Consider the following 13,077-nt stretch of genomic DNA (forward strand, 5'->3'; position numbering starts at 1 on the left):
ACCTCCGGCTGGCATCAGGGCGGGATCACACTTCAGGCGGCAAGCGTTCGATCGACCGCCTCCAGGATCCGATCCGGGTCGGGCAGATGATGCTTCTCGAGCTTAGCCGGAGGGTAGGGGATATCGAACCCGGCGACCCGCAGTACCGGCGCCTCGAGCCGGTAGAAGCACCGCTCGGTGATCCGGGCGGCGATCTCGGCGCCGACACCGCCGGTGCGCGACGCTTCGTGCACCACGATGAGCCGGCCCGTCCGGTCCACCGACTCGGCGACGGTGTCCACGTCCAGCGGTGCCAGGCTCCGCAGATCCACGACCTCCAGCGAGATCCCTTCCTCGGCGCCCGCCTTCGCGGCGGCCAGCGCGGTGGCGACAGTGCCGCCGTAGGCGACCACGGTGGCATCGGTCCCGCGCACGCACACCCGGGCCCGGTCCAGCGGCAGGTCGGGTTCGGCGGCCGGATCGAACTCGGCCTTGTCCCAGTACCGGCGCTTGGGTTCGAAGAAGATCACCGGGTCGTCCAGGGCGATCGCCTGCCGGATCATGGTGAAGGCGTCGGCCGGATTACTCGGTGCCACCACCCGCAACCCCGCGGTGTGCGCGAAATACGCCTCAGGTGATTCCGAATGATGCTCGACCGAGCCGATGCCGCCCCCGAACGGGATGCGGATGGTCAACGGCGCCCGCACCGCGCCCCGGGTCCGGTAGTGGATCTTGGCGACCTGGGAGACGATCTGGTCGAACGCCGGATACACGAACCCGTCGAACTGGATCTCGCACACCGGCCGGTAGCCGCGCAGCGCCATCCCGAACGCGGTACCGATGATCCCCGACTCCGCCAGCGGGGTATCGATCACGCGACGTTCACCGAAATCCTTCTGCAGCGCGTCGGTGACCCGGAAAACCCCACCGAGGCGGCCGATGTCCTCGCCCATCAGCACCACTTTCGGATCGTCCTCGAGCGCGCTGCGCAGCCCGGCGTTGAGCGCCGCGGCGAAGGTGGTGATCATGAGCGGACTCCTTCCTCGCGCGAAGTGGGCGCGACGGTGACGAGCGCCCCGGCCGGGTCGTCGGCCAGGTAGGCGAGATAGTCCCGGCGCTGCTCGTCGAGGCCCCGGTGCCCGGTCGCGTAGACGTGCTCGAAGAGTTCCGCCGGCTCGGGGTCGGCCATGGTGAGGGTCTCGGTGCGCATCTGGTGGGCGACCTCGTCGGCGCGTTCCTGCACTCGGTGCCGGGTCTCGGCGTCGAGCAGGCCTTCGCGTTCCAGCAGCAGTCGCATCCGCAGGATGGGGTCGCGCCGCGCCCACTCCTCGGTCTCGGCCGCGGTGCGGTAGCGGGTGGGGTCGTCGGCGGTCGTATGCGGACCCATGCGGTAGGTGATCGCCTCGACGAACGAGGGGCCGCCTCCGCTGCGGGCGCGGGCGACCGCCTGCCTGGTGACAGCCAGGACGGCCAGCACATCGTTGCCGTCCACCCGGATCGCGGGGATGCCGTAACCGATCGCGCGCTGGGCGATCGGTGTCGCGCTCTGCAACTGCACCGGCTCACTGATCGCCCAGTGATTGTTCTGGCAGAAGAACACCACCGGCGCGCTCCAGCTCGCGGCGAAGGTCAGTGCTTCGGCGATATCCCCTTGGCTGGTGGCGCCGTCGCCGAAGTACGTGACGGTCGCGATCTCGGCGCCGTCGAGGTGGGCCGCATAGGCATAACCGGTGGCGTGCAACGCCTGGGCGCCGACCACGATCGCCGGGTTGGCCATATTGGCCACCGCCGGATCCCCGGCGGAATGCGAGACGCCCCGCCACATCGCGGTCATGGCACTCGGCCGCACACCGCGGCAATAAGCGACGGCGCTCTCCCGATAGCTACCGAACACATAGTCGTCGGGGTGCAGTGCGTGGGCCGACCCCACCTGGGCCGCCTCCTGGCCCTGGCACGGCGCCCAGAGGCCGAGTTGACCCTGCCGGGCCAGCGCGACGGCCTCGGTATCGATCCGCCGGGTGACCACCAGGTCTTCATAGAGCCGACGCAGTTCACCGGGTCCGATATCGGCGACCAGGGCCTGATATTCGGGATGGTGCACCCGAGCGCCGTCGGGCTGGATCAACTGCACCGGATACTCGGTTGTGCCGGGCATCGGCCTCGCCTCCTCACGCGGGTCACGCGCTTATGTGGCCTGTAACACATAGCATCCACGATTAAGCGATCTGCGCAAGCCTTGATCCGACAACTGATCAGAATGCACGGTTTTACCGCCACGAATCCTGTCATACTGCGTCATATGACCAGTCCGGAGACTTCCGATGCGGTGGTCGACGCCACCGATGCGCGCCTGTTGCTCGAATTGATCGCCAACCCCCGGGCCACCGGTGTCGAACTGGCCGCCCGGCTCGGACTGTCCCGTAACACCGTGCAGGCGCGGCTCACCCGCTGGGAAGCCACCGGCGTGCTGGGCAGCTTCGAACGCCGGGTCGAGTTGCGGGCGCTGGGCTACCGGCTGTCGGCCTTCGTCGCAGTGGTGGTGGACCAGCACCGGCTGGAAGCGGTGGTCGGCGAGCTGGCCGGGATCCCGGAGGTGACCGAGGTGTGCGGTATGACCGGCCCCACCGACCTCACAGTTCGGGTGGTGGCTCGCGACGCCGACGACCTCTACCGGATCACCGGGCAGATTCTGAAGATTCCCGGGGTCGTCCGCACGAATATGGCGCTGGTGATGCAGGAATCGGTGGGACCGCGTACCGCGCCGCTGTTGCGCCGGCTCGCCGAGCAGTCACGCCCGGCCGACGGGCGCCGATCCGATTAAGCGACATATATGGGTAAATGTCGCATGTAACCGCTAAGGTGCCGGCATGGAGCTATCAGGCACAGTAGCGGACACCTTCTCCGGCCGGACCGCAGTCGTCACCGGCGGCGGATCCGGTATAGGCGCGGCACTGGCACGACGGCTGGCCGACCACGGGGCCCGAGTCGTCGTGGCGGATCTCGATCCGGTCACCGCGCAACAGGTGGCCGGAGAGATCGGCGACAGCGCCGTCGCCGCCGATGGGGACGCCGCCGATCCCACGGTGATCCAGCGGCTGATCGATACCGCGGAATCCGCCTTCGGCCCCGTGGACCTGTACTTCGCCAATGCCGGGATCGGCGGCGGTGCCGGGCTGGACAGCACCGACGCGCAGTGGGCGGCCGCACTGGAGATCAACACCATGGCCCATATCCGAGCCGCCCGCCTGCTCGTCCCCGGCTGGCTGGCGCGCGGTACGGGCTATTTCGTGAGCACCGCTTCGGCGGCCGGACTGCTCACCCAGCTGGGTTCCGCGCCGTACTCGGTGTCCAAGCACGCCGCGGTGGGTTTCGCGGAATGGCTGTCGATCACCTACGGCGACAAAGGCGTTCGGGTCAGCTGCGTCTGCCCGATGGGCGTGGACACGGCGCTGCTGCGCGAGGGAATGATCCCGCCGGACAACGAGGCCGCCGGGCGGCTGGCCATCAACGCCGTGAAATCCGCGGGAGCGGTGCTCACTCCGGAAGAAGTCGCCGATACGGTGCTGGCCGGAGTGGCGGCCGGACAGTTCCTGATCCTGCCGCATCCGGAAGTGCTGACGATGTACCAGCACAAGGGTTCGGACTACGACCGCTGGATCCGCGGTATGCGCCGCTTCCAGCACGCGCTGGAGAACCCCGGCTCCCAGTAGCGCCACCCGAGCACGCCGGGCCGACGGTGCCGCCCGGCCCGAGGTCCCGCCCGGCCGACGTATCGGGCGGCCGGACCCGCCCGATACGGCCTGTCACAGGTGGTGATCGCGCGGGAGTCGCCGTGAAATGCCGGGTTACCATAACTCGGTGAACGGGCCCGGTGAGGTGGACACGGCGGCGCGAATCCTCGATTCCGTGGTCGAGATCATCGAAGCCGACGGCTACGACGCGGTGCAGTTGCGCACAGTGGCCAAACGGGCCCGGGTCTCACTCACCACGATCTACGGCCTCTACAGCAGTCGCGACGAGCTGATCGTGGCCGCGGTGGCGGCGTGGATGGCCACCCATTCCTACGACGAACTGGCTCTGCATCCGCGGGAGGAGCCGCTGGCCGACGGGTTGATGCGCTTGATCCGGCAAGTGTTCCAGCCGTGGGAGCAGAGTCCGCGCATGGCACTGGCCTTCTTCCGCGCCCGCGCCACCGCGGGTGGGCACCGGCTGGACCGCCAGGGCTTCGAGGCCGTCCTGCCCGCCGCCGCGCATCTACTGGCCGGGCTGGACCGCGACTACGTCACCGATATCGCGCTGGTCATGATCAATCTGTGCTACGCGATGGTCGGCCGGCTGGTCGACGGCACGGCCGACGTCCCCACCATCCTGTCCTCGCTGGAACGCGTGATGCATCGTTTGACCAGCGACAACACCCAACTGGCGACACAGCGACCGGCGACGGCGGCGCAATCGGGCGCACCGACCCTGGATTTCTCGCTGTTCTCGCTGTTCGGTCCCGGTGTCGGCGAGCCGTACGGTTCCGGCGCCGACAGCGGCGGACTCCCCGGTGCCGGACGGCCCACCCGGTAGCCGGCGCCGGCGCATGTGCTGCGACACCACCCGCGCGACGGGTGGTTGACGCCCGCCCGGCACTGGGTGGTTGACGCTCGCCCGGCCCTGAAGACCGGTCGCGCGGCCCTCGCTACCGCCGGCCGAGGTCCGCCCACAGCGTCTCGGCGGCCGACTGCGGTCCGGGTGCCACCCCGGCCGCATCCGATGCCACTCGTTTGAACGCCTGTCCCGCCAGGCTCACCCGATGAGTGCTCACCAGCGCGAACCGGTCCCCGAATTCGACCACCGGGGCGCGTCCCCACAGGTAGGTCTGCCGGGGCAAAGGATCTCGCCGTGCCAGGGACTCGTCGCGGAACCGGTCCGTGGCCAGGTACATATCCGCGGCCACGGCGAGGACGTCGAGTTCGGCGGACCATCCCGCACGGGTCGGCACCGCACCGAGTTCGATCGCCTTCGCGCCCAGGATGTCCAACGCCCGGGTATCGCCGGGGTCCGGTAAGAGCACAACGGTCTCGCAACCCGCCGCGGTTCGATCGAATATCCAACCGCCCAGGCAGTCCACCGCGTCGGCGACGGTGGGCGCCACGATCGCGGCACGATTGCGGATCGACCGGCGCCCGGGATTGTCCGCCCAGCGGGCGGCCGAGCGAGTGGAATCGGCTCCGAAGTCGCCGGAAACAGCGAATCGCACTGCCATATCTGCCATTCCGTTCTATCGAACTACACCGTCGGCTCCCGCGTTCCGCGCGCAGGCGGACACCACGGGCATACCGAAAGAGGTCCCGTTCGCGCGCACCGGAGAACACCGGTCGCGGCCCGGGGAAGTGCGGTCGGCCGGATCCGCCGGCCGTCGCCGGGCACCGGCCGGATCCGCCGCGGCGACCTGTCGCCACCGGAATTCCCGACACCCGCTCGACCACCGATGACTACCTGCACAGGCCTGCCCTTCCGTGCGATCGAGGAGACACCTCGACCACCCTGCCGCGCTGCTCTCGCATCTCCTGGGCAGCGCGGCGCGGCACGACAGTAACACGGTTATCGCCTGCTCGAGACCGGATCCGGCAGTCCCGCCGCAGAACCGTACGCACCCGCACGCCCGCCCCGGCAGGGGTTCGGCGGAACACAGGGCAACGCCCTGCGCGCCACACCAGAGGTGACCGCAAGTGCCCGAGGGCAATTCGCGGGCGGCCCGAAAGAGGTGGTTTCCGGACGCTCCCGGGAGCCGGTTCCCGGCTACTACTCGGTGGCGTCGGTGACCAGGACCGCGGCGGCCTTGCGGATCACCTCGGGAATCTCGACCGGCTTACGGGTTTCCGCGTCCACGTAGACGTGGACGAAAGTCCCGGTGGCGGCGAGCTCGAGATCGTCGCCCGCTTCCCGGAAGATGGCGAGGTCGTAGGTGATGCTGGAGCGGCCGAGGCGGGCGATCCGCAGACCCACACGCAGCAGATCGGGAAAGCTCAGCGAAGCGTGGAAGCGGCAGGACGTCTCCGCCACGATCCCGATGGCGGGCAGTTCCCGGATATCGGTGCCTGTCGCGTCGATCAGCCAGGCGTTGACCGCGGTATCGAAGTAGGCGTAGTAGGTCACGTTGTTCACGTGCCCGTAGTGGTCGTTGTCGGCCCAGCGGGTGGGCACCGGCCAGAGCACCGGATACTGCTTGGTCACCCGGCCGACGATACCGGGGTCAGCCGGCCGTGGGCACCGCGGCAGCCGCGGCGCCGAGCCGGTGATCGCGGGGGCTCACCCCGAACTGCCGTTTGAACGCGGTGCTCAACGCGAAGGCGCTGCCGTACCCGACCCGGCGGGCGACGGCCTCTACCGTCTCGTCGGTGCCCTGCAGCAGATCGGCGGCCAGATCCAGCCGCCACTCGGTGAGGAAGGCCATCGGCGGTTCACCGACCAGTTCGGTGAACCGCCTGGCCAACGCCGCCCGGGAGGACCCCACTTCCCGGGCCAGATCGGCCACCGTCCAGCCGTGCGCGGGATTGTGCTGCAGCAGCCGCAACGCCTTGCCGACCACCGGGTCGCTGTAGGCGTGATACCAGGGCGGCGCCTCGTTACCGGCGAACCAGGTGCGCAGGGTCGCGATGAGCAGCAGGTCCAGCAACCGGTCCAGCACCGCGCTCTGCGCGGGCCGATCCTTCACCGTCTCCTCCACCAGCAGGCTCAGCACCCGCTCGTCGGATCGTCCGCGCGGCACCACCAGGGTTTGCGGCAGAGCACGCAGCAGGCGCCGGCTCACCGCACCGGCCTGCTCGTAGGACCCCGTGACCAGAACGGTTTCCCCGGCGGGATCGTTACCCCACTGCCGCACACCCAGGCTCATCGTCTCGCAGAGCACCTCACCGTCCACCGTGGTGGTGATCTGCCCCGGATTGATCAGGATCTGCGGCTCGGTGGCGGGGTCGTCGGCGACGGTATAGGGCTGCGGTCCCCGGAACACCGCCACATCCCCGGCGCCCATCCGATACCGGCCGCCGCCCTCGGGGAGAACCCACGCGTGACCCCGGATCACCGCGGCCAGCGTCAACGGCGACTCGTCCTGGATGCGCAGCGACCACGGCGGACTGAGCAACGACCGCAGCAAGAAGGCGCCGCGCGCCCTCGGGCCCTCCAGCAGCCCGGCCAACGCATCCATTCGGCAAACGATAGCCGCGGCGCCGGGCCCACGACGGCGCCGGGCCGCCCGCTGCAGGGAAGTGCGATGCCTCTACGGCGCTGTTCGGCACAGCCGTCGGAGCACCCGGATGAGGCCGGTCGGAGTTTCCGCCACCGCCGCACTGCTCATCATTGCCGACAGCGGTTGCGCACCGGAATCGACAGCCCTGCCCTTCATTCGGCGATCACAGGGGATGTAACAGGACGCACCTATCATGTAGACATGGAATAAGTAGTGGCGAGGGGAGGTGCCGATGCCGGATATGTCGAAAGTCGAACTGTACGCAGCGATCCGGCAGGACCTTCGTGCCGGCCTGTCCAAACGTGCCATCGAGCGCAAGTACGGTGTCGGGTGGCGCACGGTGGCGCGGGCGACGGAGTCTGTATTACCCGAGCCGCGCAAAGAGTACCCCCCGCGGCCACAGAAGCTGGATCCCTACAAGCCGTTCATCGACGAGCTGCTGCGCGCCGATCTGAACGGCCCTCCCCGGCAACGCCTCACGGCCACTCGGATATATCAGCGCTTGCTGACCGAGCGGGGGATGACGAATGTGTCGTATCAACGGGTCAGCGCCTACATCCGCGAACGCAGACCGCAACTGCAGACCGAACCGACGACGACCCGCGGCCGTACCGAACGACTGGTCGGAGCAGCCGGCTTTCCTCTCGCGAAATCTTTGCAAGACTTCGATTTCGACGCCAACCCCGATATCGATCCGGGGGTCGTGCGCACCCTGGCCGAACTCGATTGGGTACGAAACGGCCTGCCACTGTGCCTGATCGGCGATTCCGGCACCGGGAAATCCCATCTGCTGATCGCGCTGGGCACCGAGGCGGCGAGAGCCGGCTATCGGGTCCGGTACACCTTGGCCGCCGGACTGGTCAACAAGCTGGCCGAAGCCGCCGACGGGCGACGACTCTCCCGGGCCATCGGCCGCTACCGGGGGGTCGATCTGCTCTGTATCGACGAACTCGGCTACACCGAGCTGGGTCGACACGGTGCCGAACTACTGTTCCAGGTACTGACCGAACGGGAAGAGAAGAAGTCGGTCGCGATCGCGTCCAACCGGGATATCGCCAACTGGTCGGAGATCTTCCCGGACGCCCGGTTGCGTGCCGCCATCATCGACCGGCTCACCTTCGGTGGCACGATCGTCCGGACCGGATCCCGAAGCTATCGCCGGGCTCATTCCCGGCCGAGCGCACCCACCGACACACCTCGCTGATCCGGCCCGTTCTCCACCTCACCGAAACAGGCGTGTGGCGGTCGGCCGCGGCACCGCAGTCGTCCACCCGTCGCTTGTTGTGAAAACTTCTCGCGCGCAACTGATGACCGCGTGCCCGCGGGCGCGGAAAACCAACGAATCGGTACTCTTTTCACCGGCGTCGAATTTCGTGGGAAAACATCCCCGGAATTCATGAGCAAACGCTTCCGGAATTCGCGGAAATTCCGTCACGGTTGGTGAAAAAAGAGCCCCACATCGAGTTGATCGACAGCCTTGACCTGGACAGATGTTCCGAAATCCACTGTTGCACTCGAAGTTCGGGAGACGTATCTTTGCGAGTGGATTGTTTCCGACTCATTAATAAGAGGGGAAATATGGACCATTCGTAATCACATGTTGGGCAGCCGGCCGAAACCGGCGGCGCGCCTGTGCAGAACGCATTTACGTCACCGGCAACGGTGTACCGCTTCGCCGTTCGCCGACCAAGCCACCGGCGAGGCCACCATTGTGGTCAGAGCCATCGCCAGGGTGGTGTGATCCTCCCGCCGGCATTTCCCGGTGACGTTCGGACGCCGGCCCTGTCAGGGCAGCGTGCCCGTCTGCGCCCGCCGCAAGCCGAATACGCGGCAGGGGGGCGATTCGAACACAACTTCCAGCGCGACAACTCCGCTCGGCGGCATCGGGCCGCCCGGCGTCGGTCGGTCGTGCCCATCGAACACATCTATCAGAAAGACAGCATCATGCCCATCTCTCCGAATCAGGGATCGACCGCGGGCGGTACCACCGTCACCATCACCGGGACGAATCTCGGTGGCGCGACGGCCGTACGCTTCGGCACCAAGTTGGCCACGATCACGGCCAATACGCCCACCTCGGTCACGGTTACCTCCCCCTCGGGGGCCGGCACGGTCGGGGTGACCGTCACCACCCCGGGCGGAACCAGCAACCCCCTGTCGTTCTTCTACATCGGCCCGCCGTTCAAGTCGAGCCTGTCTCCTGTCACGGGAGCCACCGCCGGTGGTAATACGGTCACTCTCACCGGAAGCGGTTTGGCCACAGCGACTTCCGTGTCGTTCGGCGGCAATTCCGCGACGCCGACAGTGGTGAACGACGGTGTGCTGACTGTGACCGTGCCCGCGGGCGCGGCGGCAGGTTCGGTCGGGGTCACCGTCACCACCGCGGGTGGGGTCAGCAACGGCCTTTCGTACACCTACGTGGACGCGCCGACCCTCGGCACTCCGAGCCCGACTTCCGGTCCGGCATCCGGTGGCACCGCGGTGACCATTCCCGGCACCAACCTGACCACCACCGAGTCGGTCGAATTCGACGGTAACCTCGCGCCGTTCAACGTCCTCTCCGATACGGCTCTCGTGGCGGTCACGCCACCGGGGACCGCCGGTGCCGTCGATATCGATGTCACCACCGCCGGCGGCACCGTCACCGCGACAGGTGCGTTCACCTACGTCGCCGGACCCGGTATCTGACCGGGCATCCGGGCCGTACCCGGCCCGGATCATCCCGCCGGACCCGGGCAGAGCAGTCGCGGCTCTGCCCGGGACCGGCACCCTCGGCACACAATCCGCCCCTGATCCCGGCCGGACGGGGGCTCCTCCGCCCCGTTCTGAAAGGACCATCCCATGGCCCCCACCCTGACCTCTCTGTCGCCGACTTCGGGCCCCGCGTCCGGACTCAACAATGTCACGCTGACCGGCACCGGGTTCGTCGGTATCGTCACGGCCGTGCGCTTCGGCACCACGGCGACCACATTCACGATCGACTCCAGCACCCAGATCACCGCGATCGCCCCACCCGGCACCGGGACCGTACAGGTCACCGTCACACCGGCCGGCACCAGCAACGGGCTGCCCTACACCTACGCCGCCGTCCCGACGCTGACGAGCATCAGCCCCACCCAGGGACCCACCACCGGCGGCACTGCGGTGACGCTCACCGGAACCAACTTCACCGGCGCCACCGCGGTCTCGTTCGGCGCCACACCCGCCACGAGCTTCACCGTGAACTCCGCCACCCAGATCACCGCGACCGCACCGGCCGGTACCGGAACAGTGCAGGTCACCGTCACCACAGGAGGTGGCACCAGCAACGGCGCGTCCTACACCTACGTCGTGGTCCCCACGCTCACCTCCGTCAACCCGAATCAAGGACCGGCGGCCGGGCTCAACAGCGTCACGCTGACCGGCACCGGGTTCGTCGGTGTGGTCACGGCCGTGCGCTTCGGCACCACGGCGACCACATTCACGATCGACTCCAGCACCCAGATCACCGCGATCGCCCCACCCGGCACCGGGACCGTACAGGTCACCGTCAGCACCGGGGCCGGCACCAGCAACGGGCTGCCCTACACCTACGCCGCCGTCCCGACGCTGACCGGCATCAGCCCCACCCAAGGGCCCACCACCGGCGGCACTTCGGTGACGCTCACCGGAACCAACCTCACCGGCGCCACCGCGGTGTCCTTCGGCGCCACCCCCGCAACGAGTTTCACCGTGAACTCCGCCACCCAGATCACCGCCACCGCACCACCCGGCACGGGAACAGTGCAGGTCACCGTCACCACCCCGGGAGGCACCAGCAACGGCGCGTCCTACACCTATGTCGCGGCGCCGGCATTGACCTCCCTCAGTCCGAGTTCGGGGCCGGCCGCGGGTGGCACCACGGTGACGCTCACCGGAACCAACCTCGGCGGCGCCACCGCGGTATCCTTCGGCGCCACGCCCGCAACGAGTTTCACCGTGAACTCCGCCACCCAGATCACCGCCACCGCACCACCCGGCACGGGGACGGTCCTGGTCACCGCCACCACCGCGGGAGGCACCAGCAACGGGCTGATGTACACCTACGTCGCGGTTCCGGCGCTGATGTCGGTCAGCCCCGCCGCGGGGCCGGTGGCGGGCGGCACCACGGTCACCCTTGTCGGGGCCGGCCTCGCCGGAGCCACCGCGGTCACCTTCGGGGCCACACCGGCGACCTCGTTCACCGTCGTCTCCGGCACGCAGATCACGGCGGTCGCGCCGGCCGGGACCGGCACTGTGCCGATCACGGTCACCACCGTAGGTGGCACCAGCAACGGAGTCGCCTACACCTACGTCGCGGTACCCACGATCGGGACGCCCTCCCCCGCCGCCGGACCGACTGCCGGTGGGACGTCGGTGTCCATTCCCGGCACTGCGCTGACCACCACCCAATCGGTTACCTTCGGCGGCGTACCGGCGGCATTCACTGTCATATCCGATACACAGGTCACGGCGGTGACGCCGGCGGGAGCCGCCGGCGCGGTGGACGTGGTCGTCACCACCAGCGGTGGGAGCGCTACCGGGACCGGCGCCTTCACCTACGTCGCGCCACCCGAGATCTGATCGGCCCGCCGAAGTCACCTGCCGCCGACCGGGGCCGACATCGCACCGCGCGCCGGCCAGAGCTCACTATCCGAGCTCTGGCCGGGGCACCGGCTCAACCTTTCGGCCGGCTCTCGACCCAGGATCTTTCGCGGAACTACAGATACATCCCGGTATCGGGAGCAGCCGCGGTGACCGCGATATCGCCCTGACCCTCGCGGAGCGCGACCAGCTCCGCGAGCGTCGCCTCCGTAGCGGAACCGGCGGCGGGGTGGTCGCCCAACCAGGTCCGGGCTTCGGCGGCCGACAGCTTCCCGATCTCCAACTGGGCCAGGCAGCGGCCGGGCCGGGTGACCGCGGGGTGCAGTCGCGACAGATCCTCGTTGGTGCTGATCGCCACCAGCACATCGCGACTCTGGCCCAGCATCCCGTCGGTGAGGTTCAGCAGCCGGGAAAGGCCCTGTCCCGAGGAGCTTTTCGCCTCCGCGTGAATGAGCTCATCGCAATCCTCCAGGATCAGCAACCGCCAGCGGTCGGCTTGCTCGTCCTCACCCTCGGCTCCCATGGCCGCACGCATCAGATACCCGGGCTTGGCGAACAACATCTCGGGATCGAGTACACAATCGGCCTGGCACCACTGCGACCATGATCTGGCCAGCGCCCGCAGTGCGGTGGTCTTGCCGGTGCCGGGCGGACCGTGCAACAGGAGCAGCCGCCCGCGAATATCGTCCGGGCGTAGCGCCATCAGGCGGTCCAGGGCGCCGGCCACACCGGAGCTGTAGTTCCCGCGGATCTCCGGCCACTCCGGCGTGGTGACGGTGAGGACCCGCCGGGTCGCCCCGCGGTCGCCCTGGTGCCAGAAACCCATCTTCACCGCGGTCAGATCGGCGGGCATCGCCTCTTCGGCGTCGCGAGTCGCTTCCGCGACTATGCGTTCGGCCAATTCGTCGCTGATCGCGGTCACTTCCACGGTGGCCGATCTGTCCGCCCACCGATCGGCCCGCAGTGCCCAGTCCTTCCCGAGCACGAGAATCGACAACGAATCGACTTCGACCACCTGGCGCGCGATCACCGAGCCCGGCGGGCGCAGCGGGGCATCCACCCGCACCCGCTCCAGTTGTCTCTTCCGGTAGAAAGGCTGCACGCCGCGGCCGAAGAGGCTGAGCGCCAGCATGTCCAGCAGGTCACGCGGGGTGGAATAGGAATCGAGAACGGCCGACCACGGGAGGGCATCGGCGGGTTCGGCGGCGGTGCTGTCGAATTCGATCAAGCGCAGGGGTTCGTTGCGTTCGGGCATCGCC

Annotated in this window: 12 protein-coding genes; 6 read left to right on the forward strand and 6 right to left on the reverse strand. The window is 68.4% G+C overall.

The window, feature by feature from the left end; genetic code table 11:
- Positions 1 to 32: 32 nt before the first annotated feature.
- Together NS4_RS16055 and pdhA are read right to left on the reverse strand one after the other, a co-directional pair.
- Positions 33 to 1,007, reverse strand: coding sequence for an alpha-ketoacid dehydrogenase subunit beta (locus tag NS4_RS16055; RefSeq protein ID WP_063060343.1), 975 nt, complete (start codon positions 1,005 to 1,007; stop codon positions 33 to 35).
- Entirely contained in the window at positions 1,004 to 2,134 is a 1,131-nt protein-coding gene (pdhA, locus tag NS4_RS16060; RefSeq protein ID WP_063060344.1) for a pyruvate dehydrogenase (acetyl-transferring) E1 component subunit alpha, read from the reverse strand. The genes NS4_RS16055 and pdhA overlap by 4 nt, the downstream gene beginning before the upstream one ends.
- Before the next feature lie 144 nt (positions 2,135 to 2,278).
- Between pdhA and NS4_RS16065 the strand changes: the two genes are divergently transcribed.
- The 3 genes from NS4_RS16065 (at position 2,279) to NS4_RS16075 (ending at position 4,551) form a co-directional block, all read left to right on the forward strand.
- Positions 2,279 to 2,800 (forward strand): Lrp/AsnC family transcriptional regulator, encoded by a 522-nt coding sequence (locus tag NS4_RS16065; protein WP_063060345.1) that lies wholly within the window; start codon positions 2,279 to 2,281, stop codon positions 2,798 to 2,800.
- 46 nt (positions 2,801 to 2,846) lie between these two features.
- The gene (locus tag NS4_RS16070) at positions 2,847 to 3,689 is read left to right on the forward strand and encodes an SDR family oxidoreductase (RefSeq protein WP_063060346.1); all 843 of its coding nucleotides are present in this window, start codon (positions 2,847 to 2,849) and stop codon (positions 3,687 to 3,689) included.
- A gap of 148 nt (positions 3,690 to 3,837) precedes the next feature.
- On the forward strand, positions 3,838 to 4,551 hold the full coding sequence (locus NS4_RS16075; RefSeq protein ID WP_084487356.1) for a TetR/AcrR family transcriptional regulator: 714 nt from the start codon (positions 3,838 to 3,840) through the stop codon (positions 4,549 to 4,551).
- A gap of 112 nt (positions 4,552 to 4,663) precedes the next feature.
- Here NS4_RS16075 and NS4_RS16080 read toward each other — a convergent pair whose 3' ends face one another.
- From NS4_RS16080 to NS4_RS16090, 3 genes are all read right to left on the reverse strand, one after another.
- A complete protein-coding gene (locus tag NS4_RS16080) occupies positions 4,664 to 5,230 on the reverse strand; it encodes a hypothetical protein (protein WP_063060347.1) in 567 nt (188 codons plus the stop codon).
- A 539-nt stretch (positions 5,231 to 5,769) separates the two neighbouring features.
- Complete coding sequence (locus tag NS4_RS16085) at positions 5,770 to 6,201, reverse strand: acyl-CoA thioesterase (protein WP_157106079.1); 432 nt, start codon at positions 6,199 to 6,201, stop codon at positions 5,770 to 5,772.
- Positions 6,202 to 6,220: 19 nt separating this feature from the next.
- Complete coding sequence (locus tag NS4_RS16090; protein WP_063060349.1) at positions 6,221 to 7,174, reverse strand: AraC family transcriptional regulator; 954 nt, start codon at positions 7,172 to 7,174, stop codon at positions 6,221 to 6,223.
- A gap of 283 nt (positions 7,175 to 7,457) precedes the next feature.
- On the opposite strand from NS4_RS16090, the gene istB reads away from it, so the two are divergent.
- From istB to NS4_RS16105, 3 genes are all read left to right on the forward strand, one after another.
- Entirely contained in the window at positions 7,458 to 8,420 is a 963-nt protein-coding gene (gene istB, locus NS4_RS33650) for an IS21-like element helper ATPase IstB (RefSeq protein WP_281219158.1), read from the forward strand.
- A 740-nt stretch (positions 8,421 to 9,160) separates the two neighbouring features.
- Entirely contained in the window at positions 9,161 to 9,904 is a 744-nt protein-coding gene (locus tag NS4_RS16100; RefSeq protein WP_063060388.1) for an IPT/TIG domain-containing protein, read from the forward strand.
- A 153-nt stretch (positions 9,905 to 10,057) separates the two neighbouring features.
- Complete coding sequence (locus NS4_RS16105; protein WP_063060350.1) at positions 10,058 to 11,797, forward strand: beta strand repeat-containing protein; 1,740 nt, start codon at positions 10,058 to 10,060, stop codon at positions 11,795 to 11,797.
- Between the two features lie 136 nt (positions 11,798 to 11,933).
- Here the strand turns inward: NS4_RS16105 and NS4_RS16110 are convergent, their stop codons facing one another.
- Positions 11,934 to 13,073 (reverse strand): DUF5925 domain-containing protein, encoded by a 1,140-nt coding sequence (locus NS4_RS16110; RefSeq protein ID WP_063060389.1) that lies wholly within the window; start codon positions 13,071 to 13,073, stop codon positions 11,934 to 11,936.
- Between the last annotated feature and the right edge of the window lie 4 nt (positions 13,074 to 13,077).

Source organism: Nocardia sienata NBRC 100364 (assembly GCF_001613205.1).
Taxonomy (GTDB): Bacteria; Actinomycetota; Actinomycetes; order Mycobacteriales; family Mycobacteriaceae; genus Nocardia; species Nocardia sienata.

Coding starts and splice junctions, on each gene's coding strand:
- NS4_RS16055 (WP_063060343.1), bottom strand. CDS start 1,007: ATGATCACCACCTTCGCCGCGGCGCTCAACGCCGGGCTGCGCAGCGCG.
- pdhA (WP_063060344.1), bottom strand. CDS start 2,134: ATGCCCGGCACAACCGAGTATCCGGTGCAGTTGATCCAGCCCGACGGC.
- NS4_RS16065 (WP_063060345.1), top strand. CDS start 2,279: ATGACCAGTCCGGAGACTTCCGATGCGGTGGTCGACGCCACCGATGCG.
- NS4_RS16070 (WP_063060346.1), top strand. CDS start 2,847: ATGGAGCTATCAGGCACAGTAGCGGACACCTTCTCCGGCCGGACCGCA.
- NS4_RS16080 (WP_063060347.1), bottom strand. CDS start 5,230: ATGGCAGTGCGATTCGCTGTTTCCGGCGACTTCGGAGCCGATTCCACT.
- NS4_RS16090 (WP_063060349.1), bottom strand. CDS start 7,174: ATGGATGCGTTGGCCGGGCTGCTGGAGGGCCCGAGGGCGCGCGGCGCC.
- istB (WP_281219158.1), top strand. CDS start 7,458: ATGTCGAAAGTCGAACTGTACGCAGCGATCCGGCAGGACCTTCGTGCC.
- NS4_RS16100 (WP_063060388.1), top strand. CDS start 9,161: ATGCCCATCTCTCCGAATCAGGGATCGACCGCGGGCGGTACCACCGTC.
- NS4_RS16105 (WP_063060350.1), top strand. CDS start 10,058: ATGGCCCCCACCCTGACCTCTCTGTCGCCGACTTCGGGCCCCGCGTCC.
- NS4_RS16110 (WP_063060389.1), bottom strand. CDS start 13,073: ATGCCCGAACGCAACGAACCCCTGCGCTTGATCGAATTCGACAGCACC.